20 protein-coding genes are annotated in these 24224 nt (G+C 63.1%); 11 read left to right on the forward strand and 9 right to left on the reverse strand.

Annotation, left to right across the window (positions count from 1 at the left end; translation table 11 throughout):
• Positions 1–115: 115 nt before the first annotated feature.
• Both ACFIQF_RS15750 and ACFIQF_RS15755 read left to right on the forward strand, forming a co-directional pair.
• The gene (locus ACFIQF_RS15750; RefSeq protein ID WP_393944287.1) at positions 116–601 is read left to right on the forward strand and encodes an Lrp/AsnC family transcriptional regulator; all 486 of its coding nucleotides are present in this window, start codon (positions 116–118) and stop codon (positions 599–601) included.
• 18 nt (positions 602–619) lie between these two features.
• Positions 620–1081, forward strand: a complete 462-nt coding sequence (locus tag ACFIQF_RS15755) for a DUF4124 domain-containing protein (RefSeq protein ID WP_393944289.1) — start codon at positions 620–622, stop codon at positions 1079–1081.
• Positions 1082–1157: 76 nt separating this feature from the next.
• Here ACFIQF_RS15755 and mltA read toward each other — a convergent pair whose 3' ends face one another.
• A complete protein-coding gene (gene mltA / locus ACFIQF_RS15760; RefSeq protein WP_393944291.1) occupies positions 1158–2333 on the reverse strand; it encodes a murein transglycosylase A in 1176 nt (391 codons plus the stop codon).
• Between mltA and ACFIQF_RS15765 the strand changes: the two genes are divergently transcribed.
• On the forward strand, positions 2332–2460 hold the full coding sequence (locus ACFIQF_RS15765) for a hypothetical protein (RefSeq protein ID WP_393944293.1): 129 nt from the start codon (positions 2332–2334) through the stop codon (positions 2458–2460). The two genes, mltA and ACFIQF_RS15765, sit on opposite strands and share 2 nt — an antisense overlap.
• Positions 2461–2604: 144 nt before the next feature.
• A complete protein-coding gene (locus ACFIQF_RS15770) occupies positions 2605–3255 on the forward strand; it encodes a YiaD family glycine zipper/OmpA-like lipoprotein (RefSeq protein ID WP_393944295.1) in 651 nt (216 codons plus the stop codon).
• A 582-nt stretch (positions 3256–3837) separates the two neighbouring features.
• On the opposite strand, the gene ACFIQF_RS15775 is transcribed toward ACFIQF_RS15770, so the two are convergent.
• The 4 genes from ACFIQF_RS15775 to ACFIQF_RS15790 all read right to left on the reverse strand — a co-directional run bounded on the left by ACFIQF_RS15775 (position 3838) and on the right by ACFIQF_RS15790 (position 11653).
• The gene (locus ACFIQF_RS15775; RefSeq protein WP_393944296.1) at positions 3838–4467 is read right to left on the reverse strand and encodes a response regulator transcription factor; all 630 of its coding nucleotides are present in this window, start codon (positions 4465–4467) and stop codon (positions 3838–3840) included.
• 8 nt (positions 4468–4475) lie between these two features.
• Positions 4476–6509, reverse strand: coding sequence for a two-component system sensor histidine kinase NtrB (locus tag ACFIQF_RS15780; RefSeq protein WP_393944298.1), 2034 nt, complete (start codon positions 6507–6509; stop codon positions 4476–4478).
• On the reverse strand, positions 6506–7327 hold the full coding sequence (locus ACFIQF_RS15785) for a carbon-nitrogen hydrolase family protein (RefSeq protein ID WP_393944300.1): 822 nt from the start codon (positions 7325–7327) through the stop codon (positions 6506–6508). The genes ACFIQF_RS15780 and ACFIQF_RS15785 overlap by 4 nt, the downstream gene beginning before the upstream one ends.
• Positions 7328–7390: 63 nt before the next feature.
• Entirely contained in the window at positions 7391–11653 is a 4263-nt protein-coding gene (locus ACFIQF_RS15790) for a YhdP family protein (protein WP_393944302.1), read from the reverse strand.
• Positions 11654–11775: 122 nt separating this feature from the next.
• Here ACFIQF_RS15790 and glnE point away from each other — a divergent pair, with 122 nt between their 5' ends.
• Positions 11776–14517: a bifunctional [glutamate--ammonia ligase]-adenylyl-L-tyrosine phosphorylase/[glutamate--ammonia-ligase] adenylyltransferase gene (gene glnE, locus ACFIQF_RS15795; protein ID WP_393944303.1), complete on the forward strand. Its 2742-nt coding sequence runs from the start codon at positions 11776–11778 to the stop codon at positions 14515–14517.
• 698 nt (positions 14518–15215) lie between these two features.
• Here the strand turns inward: glnE and ACFIQF_RS15800 are convergent.
• On the reverse strand, positions 15216–15836 hold the full coding sequence (locus ACFIQF_RS15800) for a glutathione S-transferase family protein (RefSeq protein WP_393944304.1): 621 nt from the start codon (positions 15834–15836) through the stop codon (positions 15216–15218).
• A gap of 149 nt (positions 15837–15985) precedes the next feature.
• Here ACFIQF_RS15800 and purB point away from each other — a divergent pair, with 149 nt between their 5' ends.
• From purB to ACFIQF_RS15815, 3 genes are all read left to right on the forward strand, one after another.
• Complete coding sequence (gene purB, locus ACFIQF_RS15805; RefSeq protein WP_393944305.1) at positions 15986–17365, forward strand: adenylosuccinate lyase; 1380 nt, start codon at positions 15986–15988, stop codon at positions 17363–17365.
• A 178-nt stretch (positions 17366–17543) separates the two neighbouring features.
• On the forward strand, positions 17544–18104 hold the full coding sequence (locus ACFIQF_RS15810) for a YaeQ family protein (RefSeq protein WP_393944307.1): 561 nt from the start codon (positions 17544–17546) through the stop codon (positions 18102–18104).
• 192 nt (positions 18105–18296) lie between these two features.
• Positions 18297–19151, forward strand: a complete 855-nt coding sequence (locus ACFIQF_RS15815) for a DUF4399 domain-containing protein (protein WP_393944308.1) — start codon at positions 18297–18299, stop codon at positions 19149–19151.
• Between the two features lie 17 nt (positions 19152–19168).
• Here the strand turns inward: ACFIQF_RS15815 and ACFIQF_RS15820 are convergent, their stop codons facing one another.
• Positions 19169–19591, reverse strand: coding sequence for a DUF3717 domain-containing protein (locus ACFIQF_RS15820; protein ID WP_393944310.1), 423 nt, complete (start codon positions 19589–19591; stop codon positions 19169–19171).
• A gap of 481 nt (positions 19592–20072) precedes the next feature.
• Here ACFIQF_RS15820 and ACFIQF_RS15825 point away from each other — a divergent pair, with 481 nt between their 5' ends.
• Complete coding sequence (locus tag ACFIQF_RS15825; RefSeq protein WP_393944312.1) at positions 20073–20840, forward strand: TerC family protein; 768 nt, start codon at positions 20073–20075, stop codon at positions 20838–20840.
• A 66-nt stretch (positions 20841–20906) separates the two neighbouring features.
• The gene (locus ACFIQF_RS15830; RefSeq protein ID WP_393944315.1) at positions 20907–21341 is read left to right on the forward strand and encodes a hypothetical protein; all 435 of its coding nucleotides are present in this window, start codon (positions 20907–20909) and stop codon (positions 21339–21341) included.
• 90 nt (positions 21342–21431) lie between these two features.
• Here the strand turns inward: ACFIQF_RS15830 and ACFIQF_RS15835 are convergent, their stop codons facing one another.
• A complete protein-coding gene (locus ACFIQF_RS15835; RefSeq protein ID WP_393944317.1) occupies positions 21432–22172 on the reverse strand; it encodes a hypothetical protein in 741 nt (246 codons plus the stop codon).
• Positions 22173–22249: 77 nt separating this feature from the next.
• Here ACFIQF_RS15835 and ACFIQF_RS15840 point away from each other — a divergent pair, with 77 nt between their 5' ends.
• Entirely contained in the window at positions 22250–22603 is a 354-nt protein-coding gene (locus tag ACFIQF_RS15840) for a phage holin family protein (protein ID WP_393944319.1), read from the forward strand.
• Here the strand turns inward: ACFIQF_RS15840 and ACFIQF_RS15845 are convergent.
• Positions 22574–24223, reverse strand: a complete 1650-nt coding sequence (locus ACFIQF_RS15845; protein ID WP_393944320.1) for a M48 family metalloprotease — start codon at positions 24221–24223, stop codon at positions 22574–22576. The genes ACFIQF_RS15840 and ACFIQF_RS15845 overlap by 30 nt on opposite strands.
• Position 24224 lies beyond the last annotated feature (1 nt).

The raw sequence follows: 24224 nt of genomic DNA on the forward strand, positions 1-24224 counted from the left end.
AAAACACCACGCCATTCATCGCAGCAGTGTACGGTCAAGCGCGCGGATAAAGTATTCTTTTTCTTGCCGGGGCTTCCCTAGTTTTTGAAAGAATCTTGCTCAATAATGCCGAAATATGAATCAACTCGACAAATTCGACTGGGCGATCCTGCAAGAATTGCAAAATGATGCCCGTCTCACCAATGCCGAGCTGGCCCAGCGCGTAGGCCTGTCGGCAGCGCCTTGCTGGCGGCGCGTGCGGGCGCTGGAGGAGTCGGGCTACATCACCGGCTACCACGCCACGCTCGACCGGCACAAGCTCGGCCTGGGTGTGCTCGCCTTTGTGCGCGTGGATGCGGCGCAGAACACGGCCGACATCACCTTGCGCATGGAAGAGTCGATCCGCCTGCTGCCCGAGGTCACCTCGTGCCACTACATCAGCGGCGCCGGCACCTTCGAGCTGCAGGTGGTGGCCAAAGATCTGGAGAGCTTCTCGGGCTTTATCCGCAATGTGCTGCTTCGGCTGCCCAATGTGAAAGATGTGCACACCACGTTTTCCCTGGGCGAGGTCAAGTCCAGCAGTGCGCTACCATTGCCAGTTACACCTGCTAACAAGCGCTGATAAACGCTGAAAAACTCCATGGCTTCCCTGACTTTGCTGCGCCGCGGACCGCGCCTGGCTTCTCTCGCCCTCTTGGCTTTGGCCGCCTGCCTGAGCATGGCGGGTGCGCAAGCGGGCCCCATTTACCAATGCAAGCAGGCCGATGGCAAAGTCACTTTCCAACAAGTGGCTTGCGCGCAAACGGAGACGCAAGCCGAAGTGGGCAAAACCACCCATGCAGCACCGCCACGCGCGGCCAAGCCCGCAGCCGCAGAGCCAGCCGCCGCCAGCATGGCAGCAACTCCAGCAGCCAAGCGCGACCCCAATATCTGCGTCAGCGTGGGCCGCGAGGTCTACAGCGCCATCCAACAATCCCACCCGCAAGCGGCCATGCAGGCCTGCAAAAAGCATCTGGAAATGTTTGCCAACAACACGGCCTGCCTGCAAACCTGTGTAGAGACTTGGATCGGCGAATACAAAAAGCACCAGGCTGCGCAGTAAGCACAGCCTGATGCTTTTGGCAAAAATCAGTTGCTAGAAACCGCCCGGCGTACGCCAGCAGCCATCCAATCAGTCGTTATCGCTTGGCCATGCCGCGCGGCCACAGCACCCACAGGCGCAGCGGCTGCTTGACGCGGCCGGCAAAATCGCCCGCCTCGTGGCCCCAGCCGGCAAAGTAATCGGCACGCACCGCGCCCAAAATGGCGCTGCCCGTGTCTTGCGCCATCACCAGGCGGTTCAGGCGCACGGTGGGCCCGGTAGACGACAGCCACACCGGCGTGCCGTATGGAATGCTGGCGCGGTCCACCGCTATCGAGCGGCCCGGCGTCAGCGGCACGCCTTGTGCGCCGTTGGGGCCGAACTCGGCGTCCAGCGGCGACAGCGGCTCTTCCTTGAAAAACACATAGCGCGGGTTGCTCCACAGCAGCTCGTTCACGCGGCCGGGGTTGGCGGCGATCCAGGCCTTGATGCCAGGCCAGGTGGCATCGCGCACCAGCCCTTGGTCGAGCAGCCAGCGGCCGATGCTTTTGTATGGATGGTCGTTGGTGGCCGCATAAGCCACGCGGATCAAGCGGGTAGAGCCATCAGCCTCTTGCACGCGCACGCGGCCCGAGCCCTGAATGTGCAACACCATGGCGTCGACCGGGTCGTTCACCCAGGCGATCACCCGGTCTTGCAGCTCGGCCTGCGCTTGCGGCAGGGTTTCGATCTGCTGGCGGCTGTACCAGGGCTTGCGCTGGCCCAGGCTGGCGGGCGCGCGGTAGAGCGGGATCGAGAAACCATTGCCGGGCTGGCGCGCACCATCGAGCATGGGCTCGAAATAGCTGGTCAGCATGCCGTCGGGGTTGCCGTCGAGCGATTCCACGCGGTAGGGCTGAAAGCGCGAAACCATCCACTCGCGCTGCTCCGTGGGCGTGGCCATGCTCATGCGCCGCACTTCCGAGCAAAACTGCGCAAACGGGGCAGGCGGGCGGCCGCAGCTTTTGATCCAGGCGTTCCAGGCATCGGGCAGATTGTCTTGCTCCAGGCCCGGCAAAGACGACCAGTGCACGGGCACCCAGCGGCTCTTGGCCTGTTGAATGGCGGGCGGCAGCGGCTCATTGGCATCGGGCGGCAGCACCTCGATACCGCCCGAAACCGACGGCTGCGAGCCCGAACCCGGTGCCGGCTCCAGGGGAACCTGGGTGGAGCAGGCAGACAGTATTCCTACAATGGCAGCCATCCACAGCGCAGTTAAGGAACGACGACTCATGGGACTGATATTGCTGGAAGCGCTATTGGCGTTGGTCATACTGGTGGCGATCGTCTGGTGGACGATGTTTGCCGGTCGCAAAAAAGGGGAAATCGTACGCAAAGATGAGCAGCCACCACGCGAGTAGGCTTTGCCAGCCGTAGGACGAGGCCGCTCATTGGCGTCGTTTTTACCATTTTTAAGCTTTGTCGCTGGCAATTAACGTGTGCGGCGCTCACAATTTGCCTTCTGATGTGGCCCATGGAGGGGCCACCTTTAGAGGAGTTGAAGCATGAGCAAAAAAATTCTGATCTGCACCGTCGCCAGCCTGGCCGTTCTGACCGGCTGCGCCAACATGTCTGACACCCAGCGCCGCACCGCCACTGGCGCAGGCGTAGGCGCCCTGGGCGGCGCTGCCGTGGGTGCCATGGCCGGCGGCCACGCTGGCTCAGGTGCCGTGATCGGCGCCGGTATTGGCGCGCTGGGCAGCTACATCTGGTCGCAGCACATGGAAAAGCAAAAGCAGGAGATGGAGCAAGCCACGCAGGGCACGGGCGTGACCGTGACGCAAACGCCTGACAACCAGCTCAAGCTGGACATCCCGAGCGACATCTCGTTCCAAACCAACCGCTCCGACATCCAGGGCAATTTCGCCCCGATCCTGGACCGCTTTGCCGAAGGCCTGCGCAACAACCCGAACACGCAAGTCAAGATCATCGGCCACACCGACAGCACCGGCAACGACGGCATCAACGACCCGCTGTCGCTGGCCCGCGCCGAGAGCACGCGCAACTACATCACCGCCCGCGGCGTGAGTGGCTCGCGCATCCAGGTGCAAGGCATGGGTTCGCGCCAGCCGATTGCCACCAACGACACCGGCGACGGCCGCGCCCGCAACCGCCGCGTGGAAATCTTTGTCGGCGAAGTGCAAGCCGCTCGATAAGCTTGCCTTGCTGGACTGACAAAGAGCGCCTTCTCGGGCGCTCTTTGTTTTGCACTTTCTCGGACGACAGTGGCCACAACTCAGCTTGCTTCTTGCTTGCCGCCTCTCGCAGCTTGTTTATATAACTGGCGTTGGGCTTTCTGCATGCTGCAGCTGGCCGGGGGTCTCGCCCCGGCGGGCGACTAACTTTCTTGCTGCACGGCAAGAAAGTCAGCAAAGAAGCGTGCCCACATCCAGCGTCCCCCACTGCCCCGCAAAGCGGGTCAATGGCGGCAACCTGCGCCCCCAACAAACGGCGGCGTGCGGCAAAACTCCCTCCGCGCCAAGGCGCTCCGGTCAAACAGCTGCCGCAAGTCAGAGCACGAAGTTTGGCTGCTCTGCGGCAGCCAAACCGCCGCCGTTTGCCGCGTCCGCAGGCGCTGGCTGAAAGGGTTGGGAACAGCCAACAGCCTGCGAGAACTGCGCCACTTGCTGAATGAGTTGTGAGTTCGCTCATTCAGACCCGGCCAGCCGCTGCAAGCAAAGCAGCACAACGCCAGTTAGAAAACAACCCTTCGGCGGCTAAGCGCGCCGCAACCCGCGCTACCCCAACTCCCTCAACACATTAGCCAACTCCACTGCCGATTTGACCTGCATCTTGTCAAACACGCGGGCGCGGTGCACTTCCACCGTGCGCACGCTGATCGTCAGCTCGTCCGCGATCAGCTTGTTGGGCAAACCGTCGATCACCAGGCGCATCACCGCTTGCTCACGCTCGGTCAGTTCATGGACCCGAGCACGCACCTGCTGCTGCGAGCGCAAGGTTTCCAGGTAGGCCGCCGAGGCGTGCAAGGCCTGCTCCACACGGTCGACCAAGGCGTTGTCGGAAAAAGGCTTTTCGCAAAAATCGAAGGCACCGCGCTTGACGGTGGCTACAGCCGTTGGCACGTCGGCATGGCCGGTCAAAAAGATCACCGGCATGGCGGCGATCACCTGCATCTCCACCAGACGGTCGAACAAGGCCAAGCCGCTCATGCCGGGCATGCGCACGTCGAGCAGCACACAGGCCGGGTCTTTTTGTGGCGAGCGGGTTTGCAGCATGGCAGCAAAGGCCTCGGCCGAGCCAAAGCCTTCGCTGAGCAGGCGGCGCGAGCGCAGCAGCCAGGCCAGGGCATCGCGCACTTCGGCGTCGTCATCCACGATGTACACGGTGGAATTCACAAGCGGCTGCATCTTGTCTCTCAATCGTTGCGCCAGGTTGGCAAGGTAAAACTGAAGATCGTACCCTGAGGGCTGTTGTTGTTGTGCACCAGGTGGCTGCCGTGCTGCTCAACCACGGTGCGGCACAAGCTCAGGCCCAGGCCCATGCCTTCGTCCTTGGTGGTGAAGAATGGCGTGTACAGCTGCTGCGCTACTGCGTCAGAGATGCCCTGGCCCCCATCCGCCACCACAAATTCCACCCAGGCGCGCTGGCCTTGCTGGCTGGCCATGCGCACGTCGATGCGCAGCAGCCGCTCTTCACAATCGGCATGGTCCATGGCCTGCATGCCGTTGCGGCTGAGGTTGAGCAAAACCTGCTCAACCATGGTGCGGTCACAGTACACGGCGGGTACGTCAGGAACCACCACAGTCATCACCTGCACTTGCAGTTTACGCGCCTGCAGGCGCACGAGCGGCAAGACGGCGTCGAGCAATTCCTGCGGCGCCACCAGCTCCAGGGTCTGGCCGCGGCGGCGCACAAAATCGTGCACGCTCTTGATCACTTTGCCCGCCCGCTCGGCCTGGTAGGCCATGCGTTGCACGGCCATGCGTACATCGGGCAGGTGCTCTTGCAGCTCGGCGGGCGGCGCGTCGTCGGGCAGCAGGTTGAGCGTGCCGGTGGCGTAGCTGGAGATGGCGGCCAGCGGCTGGTTGAGTTCGTGGCTGAGCAACGAAGCCATTTCGCCCACCGTGGCCAGGCGCGCCGTGGCTTGCAGGCGCTCTTGCGAGGCGCGAGAGAGCTCTTCGATGCGGCGCTGCTCACTCATGTCGACGAACGCACTCATCCAGCCGGTGTGCAGGCCGGCGGCGTTGATCAGCGGCGCCTCGAAAATCAGCACCGGAAAGCGCGTGCCGTCCTTGCGCATGAAGGTCGATTCATAGCCTTCGCGCGTGGGCGAGGTCTGCCCCGACAAGCGCATGCGCTGGCGCCGTGCGTACTCGGGCGCCAGCTCGGGCGGCCAGTACGGCGTGGAGCGCGCCGGGTTCAGAATCTCTTCGGCGCTGAAGCCCACCATTTCGCAAAACGCCGGGTTCACATAGGTGGTGGTGCCGTGCAGATCGCGGGCGCGCAAGCCGGTGATGAGCGAATCCTCCATCGCCTTGCGAAAGGCCAGCGCATCGCCCAGATCACGCTCGGCCTTGAGGCGGCGCCGGTTGTCGCGCACCAGCACCACGAGCACGGTGACCAGCGCAATCGACATGCCGGTGACCAGCGCCGTCATCACATTGGGCAGCACATTGGGCGCCGAGTGCCAGCTGTCCACGCGCAGCATCAGGGTGGCGCCCGGCAAATCCAGCAGCTGGCTGGACGTGAAAACCCGCGAGCCCCGGCGCGGCGTGCTGATGATGGCCAGGCGCGTGCCGTCGGGTTCGGTGAACGAGAGCTCGTGGTTGCGGCGGAAGCTGTCGTTCACCAGATCCGACAGCACGTTCTGCAAGATATAGGTAACCACCACAAAGCCATGCAGGCGCTCGCCGGTCTGCACCGGCGCACACAGCTCCAGCAGCTCCAGCCCCGTGCCGTTGCCTTGCGACAGGAAATAGCTGCCCGCATACGAGGCCGTGCCCGAGCGCTGGGCGCGTATGCAGGCGGTGTTGCTCTCGGTATTGGTGCTGGTGCGGTCCACGCCCGACCATTGCAGGCTCAGAAACGGCGACTCCTCGGCCGCCACAATCTGCAGCTGGGTATCGCGCCATTCGACGTGCGCCAGATCGCGGTGGTTGCGCAGCAGCTCGGCGGCGGACGATTGCCAGGCCATGGCGTCTTCGTCGTACCGGGGCATGGCGCGCAGGCGCGTGACGTTGTTGTTGAAAGCAGTGCGGATGTCGGTGATCGCGTCGGCGGTTTCGCGGTCCAGGCGCTGCTGCACTTCGGTCATTTCATAGCGCCCGGCCAGCCACACCTGCGTGACCAGCATGCCGGCCACCAGCAGCACCAAAAGCGACCACAAAGACCAGCGCCGCCAGCTCTGGTGCCAGCGTTGCGCGGACCAGCGAATCCAGCGCTGCATCATAGGCCGGGCGTGCGGTGTTGCAAGGCGGGCAGCTGCTCGCGCCACAGTTGCTGCGCGGCCCAATCCAGCTCAGCCAGCACCACGCCGGGTTCGCTGGCCTGCAGCGCCATCACCTCACCCCAGGGATTGGCGGCCAAGCTGTGGCCCCAGGTGCGGCGCCCGTTCTCGTGCGTGCCGCCTTGCGCGGCAGCCAAGACATAGGCCAGGTTCTCTACCGCCCGCGCACGCAGCAGCAGCTCCCAGTGCGCCTGGCCGGTGGTGTAAGTAAAGGCGCTGGGCACCAGCAGCAAATGCGCGCCCGCTTGTGCATGGCGGCGGTAGAGCTCGGGGAAGCGCAGGTCGTAGCAAATGCTCAGCCCGATGCGCCAGCGGTGGCCATCCCGGCTGGGCAGCTCAAAACTCACCGGCTCGCCGCCCGGCGTGATGACGCGGTGCTCGTCGTAAGCCTCGCGCCCATTGGCGTAGCAAAACAGATGGATCTTGTCGTAGCGCGCCACACAGCGGCCTTGCGGATCGAACACCAGGCTGCTGTTGTACACATGCGCCGCGTCCGGCCCTTGCAGCGGCAAGGTGCCGCCCACAATCCACAGCCCCAGCTCGCGGGCGCTTTGCGCCAAAAACGCTTGCATGGGCCCACTGCCGTAGGGTTCGGCCAGCGCCAGCTTGTCGGTGTCCTGCTGGCCCATCAGGCAAAAATACTCGGGCAGCAGCGCCAGCTCGGCACCGCCTTGCGCAGCCTGATGCAGCAGCTGCAGGGCTTGTTGGCGGTTGTGCTCCCAGCGCGTGCTGGTCACCATTTGGAGGGCGGCTACTTTCATCGGGCATCCTTGCGAAGAGCCCTATTATCCGCAAGCGCAGCGCTGGCTCGCCCAAGCACAGGCTCAGTGCGCTTGCTCCACCGCATTGCGCTCGGTCTGGGCGCGGCGCGCCAGCTTTTTCACCTCGGGCTCGGACCAGGAGCCTGTCACCTCGAACTCCTGCGTCACCGCCTGCGTGATCTGGCCCTTGAACAGCGCCTGCGCCAGGAAGGTGCCAATACCGATCACCGGGTTGATGGCTGTAGTCACCAGCGACAAGGTGGTGGTGTTCAGCTCAGGAATCACCACCACATGCAGGTTCTGGGTTTCGTCGCGCAGATCGGCCTTGCCTTCCAGCAGCACGGCAGCGGTGACGCCCTTCATCTGCAGGTTGGTGGTAGAGGCCAGGCCGTCGCGGATCTGCACATCGCCACGCACAAAGTCAAAGCCGAAACCGGCGCTGAAAATGTCTTTGAAATCCAGCGTCAAACGGCGCGGCAGCGCTTGCAGGTTCAGCACACCGAAAAGCTTGGCAATGCCGGGCTCGACCTTGAGGAACTGGCCCTGGCCCACGTCGATATGCAGCTGCCCGTCCATGCTGTGGTAATCGGGGTTCAGCGGGCTGCCGGTCCAGGCCAGCTTGCCTTGCAGCATACCTTTGCCACGGTGCAGGACTCCGGCCATGCCCAGCTGCTGCAAGAGCTGGCCGGTGTCCTTGAGGTCGAGCCTTATATCCAGCTGCGTGCGGCGGCCGCTGAGTGAGCCCGGGCCCGCCGATGCATTGCGTGCCTCGCCCCAATCGCCGCTGGCTTGCAGGCTGGCTGCGTCGTTGCTCAGCTGCATTTGGCGCAAATGCCACCAGGATTGCGCACCCTCACTGCGGTTGACGGCCTGCAGCTCCAGGCGGCCGGCGGAGTGGCCGTGCCAGCGCAGGTCGTCCACCACAATGTCCAGCGCAGGCAGTTTGCGCGGCTGTTCGTTGCTGGCGTCTTCGCTGTGGTTGCTGTTGCCGGCCTTGCTGGCCGCGCCCTCTTCCTGGCCCACGCGCAGCTGCGACAGGCGGGCGCGGATGGTGCCGGGGCCGCCGCTTTCCTGCTCGTAGTCAAGCCGGCCGTCCATCAGGCTCGACTGGATCTGGCTGCTCCAGCGCGCGCCCGAGCGCGAACCACGCAATTGCAGTTTTTGCACATCAATGCCGCGCACCTGCAGCGCATCGACACGCACATCCCAGTGATCGGGCAAATACTCGTTGGCGCGCTCGGCGTAGCTGCGCGCTGCAGGCTGGGCCGTTGCCGGGCTGGCTGGTGCCGGAGCTGCAGCAGATGCCGAAGCCGCCGCAGCGGGCGCATCGCTCTGCAAAATCTGCAAGGCCTTTTGCCATTCCTGCACGTCCAGCCGGGGCAGATTCGCTTCCACCACCACGCCCTTAGCCGGCAAGGCCAAGGCCCCCGGGCCCACGCGGATGGCACCGCTCACCACCTTGCTCGGTGTTTGCGCGTCGGCCCCCAGCTCGCGCACATAGCGCAGTTGCAGGCGGCCAGCCACATCCAGGTCCATCTGCTCGCGCAGTGGCGTGCTGCTGCCGGAAGCATCGCTGAGCGTGCTGGCAAAGTGCGTGGGCCAGCTTTGCTCGGCGGCTTTGTTCAGCGGCTCGGGCAGGTTCACGGCCATGCCTTGCAGATCGCTGCGCACATCGATCAGCGGCTGCCCACGCGCCATTCTGATGCGCAACTGGTATGGCGTCTGGCCTTTGGCCCATTGCGCCAGCTGTACCGTCGGGCCCAGCTCTTGCGCTTGCAGCAAGCCTTCGGCCGTGGCCACGCCGCTCACGCGCACATCGACAGCGGGGCCATGGTCGGCGCCTGGCTGCAGGCCCGAGACGTCCATGCCGCCGGAAAACTCGGCCAGCCCGCCAAAGGCCTGGCCACGCAGCTCTTGCAGGGCAAAGCCGTGGTCGGAAAACTGCACCGCGCCCGTCACCTGCCGCACCACCGGTGCATCGCTGTGGAACTGGATGCGGTTGCCCGAGAGCAGCACTTTGCCAGCCACCTTGGATTGCTCCATGTGGTGCACGGGCAAATCGAGCTGCAGCTGCAACTGGGCATCGCCGTCGGCCACGGTTTGGGCCATGGCGCCGCGCGTCAGCGTATCCACCTGGGTGCGTTGCACGGTGGCCAGCATGTCGGCCAAGGGGCCGCGTGCCTGGGCGTTGACGATGACCTGGGTCTTGTCAAAATCGGCGATCGTGGCCGTGGCCTGCTCCACGCGAATGCGCTCGTTGCCATCGAGAATGCCTTTGGCCTGCCGCACCTGCATGCCGGCGCCTTCAAACAGCAGCTCGCCCGAGAGCTTGTTCAACTCCGGCCAGGGCTTGTCGCCCGGGTGCAAATGCGAGGCCGGCACATAGGCATAGCGCACATCGCGCACCGGCGCGGTGATGCGGAAAACGCCCGAACCCGGCTGGCGGAAAGGCATGTCGTGCAGATCGCCGTTCAGCTCGAAGCGCACCTTGCTTGCCTGCCCGGCCAGGATGGAGTCGCGCACGTAGTGCCGCGCTTCGGCCGGAATGTGCAGCGGCAAATAGCGGTGCACTTTGGTGCCATCCGCACGGTCGAGCACGCCTTGCAATTGCAAAACGCCAGGAAAGCGTGAGTGGGCCGAGGATTTGTCCGGATCGGCCGTGCGCCACGACCAGCGGGCATGGCCGGCTGCGTGCGGGTTGGCAAATTCCAGCTTGTCCGACTGCATGCTGATCTTCTCGCCCTGTACTTTCCAGTCCAGCCTGGTGCGCAGCTCGTTCACCGGCACCAGCGGGTCTTCAAACACCTTGGGCAGATAGAGCGCACCATCGGCGAACTGCAATGTGGCTTCGCCGCCGCTGGCGTTGGCGTCGAGCGTCACATCCAGGCCACGCAGGCCGATGTGGGCTTCGTGGGCCGCCAGCACCAGGCCGCCATGCGCATCGCGCGCGGCCTTGCTGGAGATGGGCGCGCCGGGCATACCAAAGGCCAATTGGCTGACTTCGGCCTTGGCGCGCCAGTCTTTGACTTCGTCCGCATCGCCGCGCCAATGCGCCGAGGCGCTACGGATCAGGCCTGCTGGCCGGTTGCTGGCCAGCCATTGGCGTACATCGGCCGGCACGGGCAGCAGGCGCGCCAGCTCGGCCAAGGAGGCGATGTCGAGCGACTGCGCGCTGGCTTCGGTTTCGCTGGGCTGCGAGCCCTGGGCATACACATGATTGAGCTTGGCGCTGCCGCCCGGCCAGTGCTGGCCGCTGGCCGATTCAACGGCCAGCTTGTCGGTGAACAAGCGGAAACCGCGGTCGTCGGCCACGCCACCCAAGCGGCCCTGCACCGAGCGCAGCAGCAAAATGCTGTCGGCGCCCTCTGCCGGTTTGTCGGCCGCACGGTCCGCGGTTGCGGTGGCACCGTCGCCCACGGCTTTCTCACGAAAGCCCTGGAAGCCGCGCCGCACGCCCACATCGCGCAGCGCAATATCAGCGGTGGCGTTTTTCCACTGGCCACGGTCTACATCGAGCCAGAGCCGCGCCGTGCCAATACCTTGCTGCAAACCCACCGCTGGCGGCAGATAAGGTGCCATGGCCGCTGCATTGAGCTGCCGCGCCTCGGCGTAGAGCTGGCCGCTCCAGTGCTTCCAATTACCGTCGTGCAGCGCCCAGATCGGCTGGCGCATGCGGCCGCGCAGTTCCAGCACATCGCCCCACTCGGCGGGCGGACGGGCGCTGATTTGCCATTCGTGGCGCAGGCCGGGGTTGCGCAGCAAGAGGTTCACATCGGCAAAGGTGACGGGCGGCAGGCCACGCAGCTGGTCGTCCCAGACCACCGAGCCGCCTTGCAGCACCACTTCGCGCTGGCGGAAAAGCCAATCCGCGCCCGCACTGGAGTCGCTTTGTTCCGAGGCCGCGATGGCCAGGCCCGCCACCCGCAGCTGGCCATCGGCCGCGCGTTGCACCAGCAGTTGCGGCGCCACAATCGCGATCTGCTCGGCGCGCAGGCGCAGGAGCGAGGGCACGGACAGCGCCACCTTGACTTCGGGCAAGCTCAGCCCGGCGCTGCCGTCCGGTTGCAGCAGTTGCACGCCCTTGGCCGCCACGGCGGGGACCAGGCCATTGCTGCCATCGGCCTGCAATTGCTCGATGCGCACCGGCACGCCCAGAGCGCTGGACAGGCGAGATTCCACTTGCGGGCGAAAGTCATTGATACGGGGCACAATCCACCAATGCAGCGCCGCTACCGCCAAGGCCACCAGCAGCGCCAGCGCCAGCAAAAGCCGCAAAGTCCATTGCGCCAGCCTGGCAGCTGGCCGGAGCAGTCGGGACGCGCGCACAGTCAATGAAATCCAATGAGTAGGGGAAAGAGGAATTATGACCCGCGGCAACAGCCCCGCTCACATTCCAGATGTGAGCATTTGAACAGCTTTGCCCGCCGGCCCATTCTTTGAAAAGCGCTATGGCACATACGGATATCACCACCCAGCCGGCAACCGCAGCCCTGGCTGAGCACTCCCGCTTTTACCAACGCTTGCAGCGCCGCTACGCTGATTTGCTGGATCTGTTGCCGCCCGGCGCCCCTACCCACGCCACCATGCGCCCTACGCTGGAAGCGTTGCAAGCCAAAGGCTACGAGCTGGGCGCGGCGCTGCGCGTTTTGCGCCAGCTGGTCATGGCGCGCCTGATCCAACTCGATTGCGACGAACAGGCCGATCTGGCCACCGTCACCCGCGGCGTGACCGAGCTGGCCGAACTGGCGCTGGACGTGGCCTGCGCCGCTGCCCGCACTGAGCTGGACAGCCGCCACGGCGCGCCCCAAGGCGCTGACGGACAGCCGGTGCAGTTCTGGGTGATTGGCATGGGCAAGCTGGGCGCTCGCGAGCTGAACGTGTCGAGCGATATCGATCTGATCTATGTCTACGAGCAAGACGGCGAAACCGCCGGCCTGCCCGACGGCCGCGGCAAGCTCAGCAACCACGAGTATTTCTTGCGCGCCGTCAAGCTAATCTACCAGTTGGTGGGCGACACCACCGAGCACGGCTTTGTGTTCCGCGTCGATCTGATGCTGCGCCCCAACGGCAACTCCGGCCCGGCCGCCATCTCGCTGGCTGCGCTGGAAGACTATCTGCAAACCCATGGCCGCGAGTGGGAACGCTTTGCCTGGATGAAAAGCCGCATCGTGGCGCCGCTGGCCGACATTGCCACGCCCAACGTACAGGCGCTGCGCGGCGTGGTGCTGCCCTTTGTCTTCCGCCGCTACCTGGATTACGCGGTGTTCGATTCGCTGCGCAGCCTGCACCGCCAGATCCGCGAGCACGCCGCCAAGCGCAGTGCCGGCCACCCCGAGCGCGCCAACGACGTCAAGCTCTCACGCGGAGGCATCCGCGAGATCGAGTTCATCGTGCAGCTGCTGCAAGTGGTGCGCGGCGGCCAGTTCCCCGAACTGCGCTGCCGCCCTACGCTCGAAGCGCTGCAGCGCCTGGAACGCGCCAACCTGATGGCGCCCGAAACCGCCCAGGCACTGGCCCAGGCCTATGTGTTTCTGCGCAAGGTCGAGCACCGCATTCAGTACCTGGACGACCAGCAAACCCATGTGCTGCCCACGCGCGACGACGATCTGGCCTGGATGGCACACACCCTGGGCTACCAGAACGAATGCGGCTTTCTGCACCAGCTTGACGCGCACCGCGAACTGGTGGCCGAAGAGTTCGACAAGCTGCTCGGCGGCAAAGAAAGCTGCAAGACCGGCCAATGCGGCGGTGCCAAGGGCGCGGCGCCCGCGCCCGAGCTGGACGCCGTGCTGGCCAAGCTGCCCGAAGCGGTGCGCGAGCGCGTCGAGCAATGGCAGCGCAACCCGCGCTATGCCTATTTGAGCGATGCCGGCCGCAACCGCCTGGTGATGCTGCTGCAACGCAGCGCGCAGTGGCTGGCGCAAGGCCAGGTCAGCGAAATAGCCGCCGTGCGCCTGGCCGATTGGATGGAATCGCTGCTGCGCCGCGAAAGCTACCTCGCCCTGCTGCAAGAGCGCCCTGCCGTGCACGAGAAGCTCATGCATCTGCTGGGCGCTGCCAAATGGCCGGCGCGCTATATGCTGCAGCACCCCGGCGTGATCGACGAGCTGGCCAGCGACGCGCTGATGCACGAGCGCTTCAACGCCAGTGAGTTCGAATCCGAGCTGGAGCGCCGCCGCGCCGCCCTGCAATCAACCGCCGAAGACGACGACGAAAACCTGCTCAACCTGCTGCGCCGCGCCCACCATGCCGAAACCTTCCGCACGCTGGCCCGCGACGTAGAGCGCCAAATCACCGTGGAGCAAGTGGCTGACGACCTGTCCGCCCTGGCCGACGCCGTGCTGCGCATCACCAGCCGCTGGTGCTGGCAGCGCCTGAAAAACCGCCACCGCGAGGTGCCGCAGTTCGGCATCATCGGCTACGGCAAGCTCGGCGGCAAAGAGCTGGGCTATGGCAGCGATCTGGACATCGTCTTTGTCTTTGACGACGACGATGACCGCGCCTACGAAGTCTATGCTGCCTTTGTGCGCAAGCTCATCAGCTGGCTCACCGTCAAAACGGGCGAAGGCGATCTGTTTGAAATCGACACCGCACTGCGCCCCAACGGCAACTCGGGCCTGCTCGTCACCAGTTTTGAGTCGTACGCCAACTACCAGCAACAGCGCGGCAGCAATACCGCCTGGACCTGGGAGCACCAGGCCATGACGCGCGCCCGCTTTGTGCTGGGCAGCGAAGCCTTGGCAGCGCGTTTTGACGCGGTGCGCGAAGCAGTGATTACTGCGCCACGCGACGCGACCGCCTTGCGTGACGAAATTGTCACCATGCGTGAGCGCGTGCGCAGCGCACACGCCGTGCCGGCCGGCCTGTTCGACGTCAAACACAGCGTGGGCGGCATGATGGATGTGGAGTTTGTCGTGCAGTACCTGGTGCTGCTCGATTCGGCTCTGCACCGCGAACTGATCCCCAACCTGGGCAATATTGCGCTGCTGCAGCGGGCCGAAACTGCCGGCCTGGTGCCTGCCGGCGTGGGCCAAGCCGCCGCCAATGCCTACCGCGAGCTGCGCCGCGTACAACACGTGGCCCGCTTGAACGAGGCGCCCACCCAGGTTCCCGCTGCCGAACTGCAGGCAGAGCAGCAAGCCGTCAACGCCCTGTGGCAATCCGTATTGCAGCCAGCGGCAATGCGGTAGTGCTACAACGAAAACGCTAGTGGTTTACCCTTTGTTTTTAGCGGCGGCGTAGGCAGTCACTAGCGGGGAGAAACCCGCAAACACTTGGTGCCATTCGCTTCCGGCATATACTCCTTGGAACAGATGTATGCGCAATCAAACAAATTTTTAGGTTTATTTACAATACATTTGGGTGAGTAAGCTGGAACTTTGAGATTTAGGCCATACTCTATATACGTGCTGTGCTAGGGGCCTCCCCAGGGCAGCCAGGAATTGTTTTGTGTTGCGAAGTCTTTCAGGCCGTCTGCGGTATGACTGCAAACCTGGAGTGCTTCTCCTCCCTCCCTCTCTATCATTCACTTCGGGACGCTTCGCAACTTTTTTCTACCAAGGCCCAGTCGCAGGACTGGGCCTTTTTTATTTAATTGCCGAATACTTGTGGCGCAAGTGCAGTGGCGACGCCAGCTGCAATGCGTAGACGGAGAGTCTTCGTTTGGGGGTGGCGATATGAACCCGTATGCGTTGTTGCTGGGGTTTGCCGTACACATGTACTGTCTGCACAGGATGGCCTGCCCCGCCCAGACGCCTAGCCTACGGGTCCATCTCACCACTGTGGTGATAGGTTACGGCGCCCACTTCACTGCGAAGCAATGCTGTTTGAATACCGAATACCATTTCACCGTGGTCCAGTCTTTACCGGCCCGCGCCAGCTTGGTTTTTTACTGAGGTTGGGTCGCGGCAAAGCTGGGGCGTGCTTCCAGGCGCTCCAGCAACTGCGCCAGGTTCGGGTACTTGCTCTGCCAATCCAACTCGGGAAAGCGGAAAGCCAGCCAGCCCAGGGCACAACCCACGGCAATATCGGCCAGACTGATATGAATGCCGGTGCCGGCAAAGTAGTTTTGCTTGCCCAGGCCTACGCTCATGGCTTCCAGCCCGGCCCAGACTTTGCCCAGCTGGCGCTCGATCCAGGCCTCGCTGCGCTGCTCGGGGCTGCGGCCGGCAAACACGTTCTCCAGCCGCACCAGCACGGCGGCATCCAGCACACCGTCGGCCAGCGCCTCCCAGGTGCGCACCTCGGCGCGCTCGCGTCCCACGCCGGGAATGAGCTTGCCCACGGGCGACAAAGTATCGAGATACTCGACGATCACCCGCGAATCCACCAGCGCAGCGCCGTCATCCAGTACCAGGCATGGCACCTTGCCCAGCGGGTTGGCGGCGCTGATGGCGGTTTTGTCCTGCCACACGTCCAGCAGCTCCAGCCGGTAGTCGAGCTTTTTCTCGGCCAACACCACGCGCACTTTGCGCACATAGGGACTGGCCAGGCTTCCTAGCAATTTCATAGCATCAAGGGTAAGAGGTTCAAGCACCAAGCGCTGCAGCCACCCGAAAAAACCCGATCCGCTGCGCGCCCAAGGCCAGGAACCGGATTGTACGGGTGCTAATCCAGACTGCAGTCGCGGCAAACGGCCGCCTCCTACAATAGCGCCCCATGAGCCTGTCTTCCCTTACCGCCCTTTCTCCGCTGGATGGCCGTTACGCCTCCAAACTCGCCACCCTGCGCCCGATCATGAGCGAATACGGCTACATGCAGCGCCGCGTTCAGGTCGAGATCACCTGGTTTATCGCGCTGTCGGACGCCGGTTTTGCCGAGTTCGCGCCGCTGTCCGAAGGTGCACGCAGCTACCTGCACGGCCTGGTGAGCAACTTCTCCGAAGCCGATGCCGAGGCCATCAAGGAGATCGAGAAAACCACCAACCACGACGTGAAGGCGGTGGAATACTGGATCAAGAGCAAGTTCGACGCCCGTCCCGAGCTGCTCAAAGCTGCTGAATTTGTGCACTTTGCCTGCACCAGCGAAGACATCAACAACACCAGCCACGCACTGCAGATCCGCGCCGGCCGCGACCAGGTCGTGCTGCCCGGCCTCGACCGCGTGGTGCTGAAGCTGCGCGAAATGGCACACCAATACGCCGCCGTGCCCATGCTCAGCCGCACCCACGGCCAAACCGCTTCGCCCACCACCGTGGGCAAAGAGCTGGCCAACGTAGTGGTGCGCCTGCAAGCGGCCATGGACCGCATTGCCAACGTCAAGCTGCTGGCCAAGATGAACGGCGCCGTGGGCAACTACAACGCCCACCTGTCTGCCTGGCCCGAGTTCGACTGGGAGAGCTTCAGCAAGAACGTGGTGGAAAAGCACGAACCCCAAGGTCTGGGCCTGACTTTCCAGCCCTACTCGATCCAGATCGAGCCGCACGACTACATGGCCGAGCTGTTTGACGCGATTGCTCGCGCCAACACCATCCTGATCGATCTCTCGCGCGACATCTGGGGCTACGTCTCGGTGGGCTACTTCAAGCAACGCCTGAAGGCTGGCGAAATCGGCTCGTCCACCATGCCGCACAAGGTCAACCCGATCGACTTCGAAAACGCTGAAGGCAATCTGGGCCTGGCCAATGCGCTGCTGCGCCACCTGGCAGAAAAGCTGCCGATCAGCCGTTGGCAGCGCGACCTGACCGACTCCACCGTGCTGCGCAACATCGGCGTGGCCATGGGTTATGCCGCGCTGGCCTACACCTCGCTGATGACCGGCCTGAACAAGCTGGAGCTGAACGAAGAGCGCCTGGCCGAAGACCTGGACCACGCCTGGGAAGTGCTGGCCGAGCCGATCCAGACCGTCATGCGCCGCTATGGCGTGCAGGGCGCGTACGAAAAGCTCAAGGAAGTGACGCGCGGCAAAACCGTGCACGCCGAAGACCTGCACAAGCTGATCAACGGCCTGGACATTCCCCAAACCGACAAAGACCGCCTGCTGGCCATGACGCCCGGCAGCTACATCGGCAAGGCCGCCGAGCTGGCCAAGCGCGTATAAGCCACTGGCCAACCACACGCTCTTTGCCCGCCCGATCTTCAGCAGGCAAAGAGCAAGAGGGCTGCCGCCCTCACCCTGCGGGCCCACCGGGCCCGCCTTCTTTGGCCCAGCGCAGCGCGTCGCCCAACCACGGGCAACAGTCAGCGCGCCCACGCAACAGCACCGAACCGAGTCCAACATGGCCATCAAATCCACGGTCTTCAAGGCCAATCTGTCGATCGCCGATATCGACCACAACTACTACGCCGATCACAACCTGACCCTGGCGCGCCACCCCAGCGAAACCGACGAACGCATGATGGTGCGCCTGGTGGCGCTGGCACTGAACGCCTGGCAGCTGCAGGCGCTGTGCAATGGTGACGGCACCTTGGGCTTTGGCATTGGCCTGAGCGACCCGGACGATCCAGACGTGCACATCACCGACTACACCGGCCAAAAGCGCCTGTGGATCGAGGTCGGCCAGCCCGAAGAAAAGCCCATCACCAAGGCCTGTAACAAGTCGGACCATGTGCTGGTCTACCCCTTCAACCACGCCGCCCATGTGTGGTGGAAAGGCCTGGAAGGCAAGGTCAACCGCCAAAGCAAGCTGGAAGTGCTGTACATCGACTCCGAAGTGGCCCAACAACTGGGCAGCTTGGCCGAGCGCAGCATGCAGCTGCAAGCCACCATCCAAGAAGGCGGCCTGATCCTGAGCAGCAACCTGGGTACCGTGCAGATCGAGCCCCAGCGCTGGAAGTAAGCTGCACTGCGGCCACAAAAACACCAGCTCGCGGCTCGCCGTTTGCGTCAAATCAACTGCGAGCCCGCTGCCGTCGTCAAGCTATGCTTTGTTAACGATGCGTTGCAGCCGCGCCACCCGCGAAAAATGACATTCGTTAATTGATATAGCACAGCTATCATCCAGGCCAGTTTCCGCTGTGAGCCCGCCTGCATGACAACCGCGACCGCGCCTTTTCGCCCCTCCCTGCTTCGCAGCCTGGCTGCCAGCCTGACACTCCTGGCCTCTCTGGCTTGTGCGCCCGCCGGTGCAGAAATCAGCGAGCTGGTCAGCAACACCGAGGCACCGCGCCACCCTTGGCTGTCCAAGCAAATCGCCCAGACCGGCGCTGCCGCCTATTTCAGCAACCTCAAGAGCGGCGACACCGTGCAAAGCCCTTTTGTGGCCAAGTTCGGCCTGAGCCAATGGAACCTGGCGCCCGCCAAGTTCAACATCGCCCGCACCGGCCACCACCACCTGCTGATCGACAAACCGCTGCCGATCCCGCCGGACACACCCATCCCTTTCAGCGACAACTACCTGCACTTTGGCGCCGGCCAGATGGAAGCCGTGCTCCAACTGCCGCCCGGCCGCCACACCCTGCGCCTGCTGCTGGCCAACCACGAGCATGTGCCCTTCTTTGTCTACAGCCCGGAGCTGGTGGTGAATGTGGCCGAAGGCAAATCGGGCTTGCCCGAGCTCTATGGCAAAGAGCGCAAGATCGAGCTGCTCAACCTGCCGGTCAACGGCGTGCTGACAGCGCCGTTCAAGCTGCAGTTCCACGCCTCCGGCCTGGCCGTGGCCAGCAGCCGCAGCAAACAGCCCAGCACCGGGCACTTTGTGCTCAAGTTCATTCGCGCCGGCAAAACAGAAACCATCGCTTTTAGCAACGGCGCCACCGAAGACTGGTTCGAACCACCGCCCGGCAATTACACCCTGGAGCTCAGCCTAGTGAAAAACGGCAATGCCGCAGAAGTGATGGCCCGTACTGAAGCCAACGTGCAAGTGGTAGAGCGCAACGCGCCCTGACATCATTGAGCCCCGGATCAGGCCTTCGCCGGGCCCCGCTCCTGCGCCCGCTCCGCATAGCGGTTAAAGCGCCAGGCCGTGCCTTCGACGGTAATGCGCCGCCACACAGCGCGCTTTTGCAAGGGCGAATAAGCCAGCCATTGCTGCACTTCTTCAAAACTGCGGCCGCAGCCCTTGCAGTGACCATCGCCCTGGCTGGTAGAGCAAATGGCAATGCAAGGGGTATCGGGCGTGGTCTCGTACCAGGCCAGCCAGGCAAACATGGCCTCATCGCCCAGGCTGGCGGCATCGATCTCTTGCCAGCGCTGAAAAACCATGTGCGCGTACACCTCGGCCAGCGCGCAAACCTCGGGCGCCAGCGCCAAACCACGGCCGCTGGGCGCGCGCAGGCGCCAGTGGTTGATGGCCGCTTCGAGATCGGTGATATGAATTCGCTCCATGGCTCTGGCGATGATAGCCTGCTGTCAGCGGCCGCCGACCCGCGGCCCGCGCTTACACCCACAGCCATTGCCAGCATTGGTACACAAGTGGTTATTCACTGTTGTTCCTAAGATGCAGCTCAGAGGAATTAACCACTGTCAAGCGGGTTTTTTCTCTGGTTTTGGCGTTTTCTTGTGTTCCAATACGGGTTGACGAAGGGGAGTAGCTCCCGTCTGCACACCGCCAGCGGCGGCCCGGGCAGACAAGTAATGCGTCGTCAGTACGAAGCCTCACAGCTTCCGGCGCGTTAGGTTCATGGCCACATGATCTGAGCAAGACCTTTGAAAACCATGGTGCCGCACCACGGGTTTTTCGAAGCTACTGCTCCCTGCCGCCTAGCATTGCGCTGCGGTGGATGACGTCGCCTCTTCCAACCTGTAACGACACCTTATCGCTGGTGGTTCGCCCGAACCCGCCGGCCCTTTCAAATTAGGTGCTTTCATGGACTTGGATTTTTTAACGCACACTCCCTTCTGGATCGCTCTGGGCCAGATCATCATCATCGACATCTTGCTCGGTGGTGACAACGCCGTGGTGATCGCGCTGGCATGCCGCAAGCTGCCGCCCGAGCAACGCCGCAAAGGCATTATTTACGGCACGGCCGGCGCCATCGTCTTGCGCGTCATCCTGATCGCCTTCGCCATGGTGCTGCTGCAACTGCCTTTCCTCAAGGTGGTCGGCGCGATCTTGCTGTTCTGGATCGGCATGAAGCTGATCGCCCCTGAAGAAGAAAGCCACGACAACATCCAAGGCAGCGACAAGCTGTTTGCCGCCATCAAGACCATCATCGTCGCCGACCTGGTGATGTCGGTAGACAACGTGATCGCCATTGCCGGCGCCGCCCAAAGCTCGGGCGAGCACCAGATGCTGCTGATCATTCTGGGCCTGCTGATCTCGATCCCGATCATCGTCTGGGGCTCGCAGCTGGTCATCAAGCTGATGGAGCGCTACCCAATGATCATCGTGGCCGGCGGCATGCTGCTGGGCTGGATCGCTGGCGGCATGCTCGTCACCGACCCGGTCTTCACCAACCCCGACAAGTGGACCTGGATGCCCAAGCTCGGCTCGCTCGACGACAAGGGCCTGCCCGTCATCTCGACCACGCTGTACTGGGTGGCCCACGTGGGTGGTGCGCTGTTTGTGCTGGCTCTGGGTAAATGGATGGCCAGCAAAAAAACTGCGGAACTCCCGGCAGAAAAGTCCCACTAAAACGAGGCAACCCTGCCTTTCAACCCCGGCGGTGCCCCTGTGGCACTGCCCCACTTAGGCCCCTTGATGAACGTAAAAATTGTCTTTATCGATGATGCCGCATTTGCCCTGCAACGCTTGAAAGAGCTCCAAAGCGAAGACAGCGGACACTGGGTGTTGGTGGCCTGCGCCCCCAAGATCACCCGCCGCGCCAGCCGCTGGGGCAACCGCAGCACCCTCGACAAATGGCGCAACAAGTGGGCCAAGAACCTGTTTGAAGGCCTGATCCCGCACAGCCCGCTGCTGCAAAGCGCGCGCGTCTCCACGCACATCTCGGAAGTCAGCGTGCAACAAATGACGGCTCAGCTGCACGCCGAACACCCGCAAGCGCAGGTGCTCGATTGGCGTCGCCCCAAGGCCATCTCCGAGCCGCCATCGGCCGATTTCGTGCCCCGTCCAGCCAAGCTGGCCGGCTCGCTGCTCAGCGTTCTGGGCGTCTGCTTTACGCTGGCGCTCGACTGAGCGGCGCTCGCGCCACATAGCAAAAAGCAGCCTGCGGGCTGCTTTTTTTATGGTTGCTTTTTAGGGCTTATGGGCTATGGACGCGCCGCGTCAGAAAGAATCGAGATCCAGGTAGTACGGCTTGTCGAGGTTAGCCTTGTCAAACACCAGTGAACCCAGCGCATCGTTGACGATGATTGGCAGATACACCGCGTTGGCAAGGGCCAGCTGGTGTTTCTGCAAAAATGCTTCCACCTCGGCTGAGCGCGCAGGGAAGCGCTCTTTCAACTGCTGCACGGGCTTGGAGCGGGCTAATACCGCAGGTTTCACCTGCTCGTAAGGCAGCCAGGTATTGGTCGGTACCGCATCTGTCGCCACGCCCAGCCTCTTGAAGGTCGAGTCGAACAGCTCAGCTCTCTCCACAGGCTTCAATGGGCCCATCAATTTGGGCCCCCACATTGGGAGTCTGGTTTCAGCTTTGTCCAAACCTTCTTGGTCGGGTTCGTTCGCGTGTATCACGCGAAAGCGCGTCATATCAAAAGCGATGAACGCCGGCCGTGCCTGGAACGCGGAATGAACGCCGTAGCCCAGTGCGACCAACTGCACACATGCAATGACCGCAATATCCTTCAAGTTGACTCGCAGCGGCTTCTTCTTATTGAACGCGATAAAAGTCAGCAGTGGCCCCAAAATCAGGTCCACGCCAAAAATCAGCTCCATCAGATTCTTGCCGCCTGAGTAAGCGTAAAACGGCGCCGGGTACCAGACAAAGTAAACCAGACAGAACACCAGACTGATCAACACCAGCCCCACCAGCAAGTGGATACCAGCCGCTCGCAGTTTTTCCCTCATTCCTCTTCCTTTTTTGCTAGCTCGTATTGTTAGTGTGCACAACTGCACAAAGAAATTATGCAGTAAGCTGTGGCCGCATGAAACTCCTCCTCAAATGGCTGCTCTCCGCAGGCGCCCTGCTATGTGTGGCTTATCTGTACAGCGGCGTAGAAGTGCGCAGCTTTGGCGCGGCGTTGCTGGCTGCTTTGCTGATTGGCCTGTGCAATGCCATCGTGCGGCCCATCTTGGTGGTGCTGACCTTGCCGGTGACGGTGATCACGCTCGGGCTGTTCTTGTTCGTCATCAACGCGCTCATGTTCTGGGCCGCTTCCGGCATTGCCGGCAGCGGCTTCCAGGTGCATGGTTTTTGGGCGGCGCTGATAGGCTCGCTGCTGTACTCGGCCACCTGCCTGATCATCGAATCACTTGCGAGCCGCCTGTTCCTTCGCTAGTGCCTGCATCTCGCGCAAGCGCGTGTCGATGATCGAGGCCTCGTAGTAATCGTTGCGCTCCTTGCTATGGCGCGCCATGTCTTGCCCGGCACGCAAGCGGTCCACGGCTGCGGCATAGTCGTACTGCGCAGCACGTGCTTCCGCTTCAGCACGGATGGCGCGCAATGGCTGGCCTTGCACGCGGAAAATGCTGGACAAAGCCTGCCAGGCCGCAGCGTCTTTGGGCGTTTGCGCCACCACAGTTTGCAAACCATTACTGGCGCTGCGCAACAAGCTGCTTTGCTGCGCCAATTGCGCAGTGGGCAACTGGGCCAATGCTTGTGCCAGCAGGATCAATTGCGTTCTGTCTTGCGCCTGGCCCTTGGTGCTGGCCGCTGGCTGCGCTGGCGGCAACAAAGGCGCATCACGGTCGGCATCGGAAATACTCAAGGAATTGTCTGCGCCACGGCTGATCACCGCTTCGCTGACCAAGCCGGTCGTGGCACTGCTGATGGTGGTGGTCTGGCTGGCAAAACTCTTTTGCGCAGTAGGCACTACCGCAGCCAACGCTGTCAGCGCAGCATCAGGCGTGCGCGCCGTCAAAGCCAGATCGGCGCGCAGCAACTGCGCCTGGCGCACTGCCTGCGGTTTCGCCTGCACCAGCGTATCCAACTGATCCAGCGCCGCCTGCGCTGGCGCTGTGCGGCCCAATTGGTGGTTAGCCATAGCCGCCAAATACAAGGCGCCGGAGCGCTGCTCAGCCGTTTGTTGCGCAAACTCCGGCGTTTGCACCCATTGCGCCCACTGCTGCAACACCGTGGGTTCGGGCTTGGAGAGAATCTTGGCGCGCGCCGACATCATTTGCGCCACCATGCCCGTGTCTTGCGGCTGGCGCGCAGCGTTGTTGGGCAGGCGCGATTGCATGTCGGCAATGCGTTCGGTAGTCAGCGGGTGGCTGCGCAGGTACGGCCAGCTGCCGTTGTCGTTCATGCGGTTGGCTTGCTGCAGCTTCTCGAACATGCTCACAAAGCCGGCTTGCGAATAGCCGGCTGGTTGCATCAGGCCCATGCCGGTGCGGTCGGCCTCGCGCTCCATGTCGCGCGAAAAGTTCAGCTGCGTCTGTATGACGGCCGCCGAGCCGCCAATCATCAATGCCTGGGCCGCAGCCGGGTTCTTGCTGGCCGCCAAGGCGCCTAAAATCATGCCGGCAATCATCACCGGCGACATGCGTTTTTGCTGTGCAAGCATGCGGGCAATATGGCGCTGCGTGATGTGGCTCATTTCGTGTGCCAAAACCGAAGCCAGCTCATCACGGCTCGTCACCACCGCCACCAAGCCGGTTTGCACGCCCATAAAGCCGCCCGGCAAGGCAAACGCGTTCACCGTGGCATCTTGAATCAGCATCACCTGCCAGGCAAAGCGCTCTTGCAGCTCAGCCGTCAGGGTGCCGCGCTGGCGCGCAGCGGCCATCAGCTCTTGCCAGATGCTGTTGACGTATTCGTACAGAATCGGGTCTTCGAGAAACTGCGGGTCGCGGAAGATCTCGCGGGCAATATCTTCGCCCAGGCGCCGCTCTTCGGCCGTCGTCATCTCCGCACCTTCGCCCATGGCCGGCAGCGTGGTGTCGGCGTAGCTCTGCATG

This window comes from Comamonas trifloxystrobinivorans (genome assembly GCF_043359985.1).
Lineage (GTDB): Bacteria > Pseudomonadota > Gammaproteobacteria > Burkholderiales > Burkholderiaceae_C > Comamonas > Comamonas trifloxystrobinivorans.

Coding starts and splice junctions, on each gene's coding strand:
- ACFIQF_RS15845 (WP_393944320.1), bottom strand. CDS start 24,223: ATGCAGAGCTACGCCGACACCACGCTGCCGGCCATGGGCGAAGGTGCG.
- ACFIQF_RS15755 (WP_393944289.1), top strand. CDS start 620: ATGGCTTCCCTGACTTTGCTGCGCCGCGGACCGCGCCTGGCTTCTCTC.
- ACFIQF_RS15770 (WP_393944295.1), top strand. CDS start 2,605: ATGAGCAAAAAAATTCTGATCTGCACCGTCGCCAGCCTGGCCGTTCTG.
- ACFIQF_RS15820 (WP_393944310.1), bottom strand. CDS start 19,591: ATGGAGCGAATTCATATCACCGATCTCGAAGCGGCCATCAACCACTGG.
- ACFIQF_RS15810 (WP_393944307.1), top strand. CDS start 17,544: ATGGCCATCAAATCCACGGTCTTCAAGGCCAATCTGTCGATCGCCGAT.
- ACFIQF_RS15825 (WP_393944312.1), top strand. CDS start 20,073: ATGGACTTGGATTTTTTAACGCACACTCCCTTCTGGATCGCTCTGGGC.
- purB (WP_393944305.1), top strand. CDS start 15,986: ATGAGCCTGTCTTCCCTTACCGCCCTTTCTCCGCTGGATGGCCGTTAC.
- ACFIQF_RS15765 (WP_393944293.1), top strand. CDS start 2,332: ATGGGACTGATATTGCTGGAAGCGCTATTGGCGTTGGTCATACTGGTG.
- ACFIQF_RS15835 (WP_393944317.1), bottom strand. CDS start 22,172: ATGAGGGAAAAACTGCGAGCGGCTGGTATCCACTTGCTGGTGGGGCTG.
- ACFIQF_RS15830 (WP_393944315.1), top strand. CDS start 20,907: ATGAACGTAAAAATTGTCTTTATCGATGATGCCGCATTTGCCCTGCAA.
- mltA (WP_393944291.1), bottom strand. CDS start 2,333: ATGAGTCGTCGTTCCTTAACTGCGCTGTGGATGGCTGCCATTGTAGGA.
- ACFIQF_RS15775 (WP_393944296.1), bottom strand. CDS start 4,467: ATGCAGCCGCTTGTGAATTCCACCGTGTACATCGTGGATGACGACGCC.
- ACFIQF_RS15840 (WP_393944319.1), top strand. CDS start 22,250: ATGAAACTCCTCCTCAAATGGCTGCTCTCCGCAGGCGCCCTGCTATGT.
- ACFIQF_RS15785 (WP_393944300.1), bottom strand. CDS start 7,327: ATGAAAGTAGCCGCCCTCCAAATGGTGACCAGCACGCGCTGGGAGCAC.
- ACFIQF_RS15750 (WP_393944287.1), top strand. CDS start 116: ATGAATCAACTCGACAAATTCGACTGGGCGATCCTGCAAGAATTGCAA.
- ACFIQF_RS15815 (WP_393944308.1), top strand. CDS start 18,297: ATGACAACCGCGACCGCGCCTTTTCGCCCCTCCCTGCTTCGCAGCCTG.
- ACFIQF_RS15780 (WP_393944298.1), bottom strand. CDS start 6,509: ATGATGCAGCGCTGGATTCGCTGGTCCGCGCAACGCTGGCACCAGAGC.
- glnE (WP_393944303.1), top strand. CDS start 11,776: ATGGCACATACGGATATCACCACCCAGCCGGCAACCGCAGCCCTGGCT.
- ACFIQF_RS15800 (WP_393944304.1), bottom strand. CDS start 15,836: ATGAAATTGCTAGGAAGCCTGGCCAGTCCCTATGTGCGCAAAGTGCGC.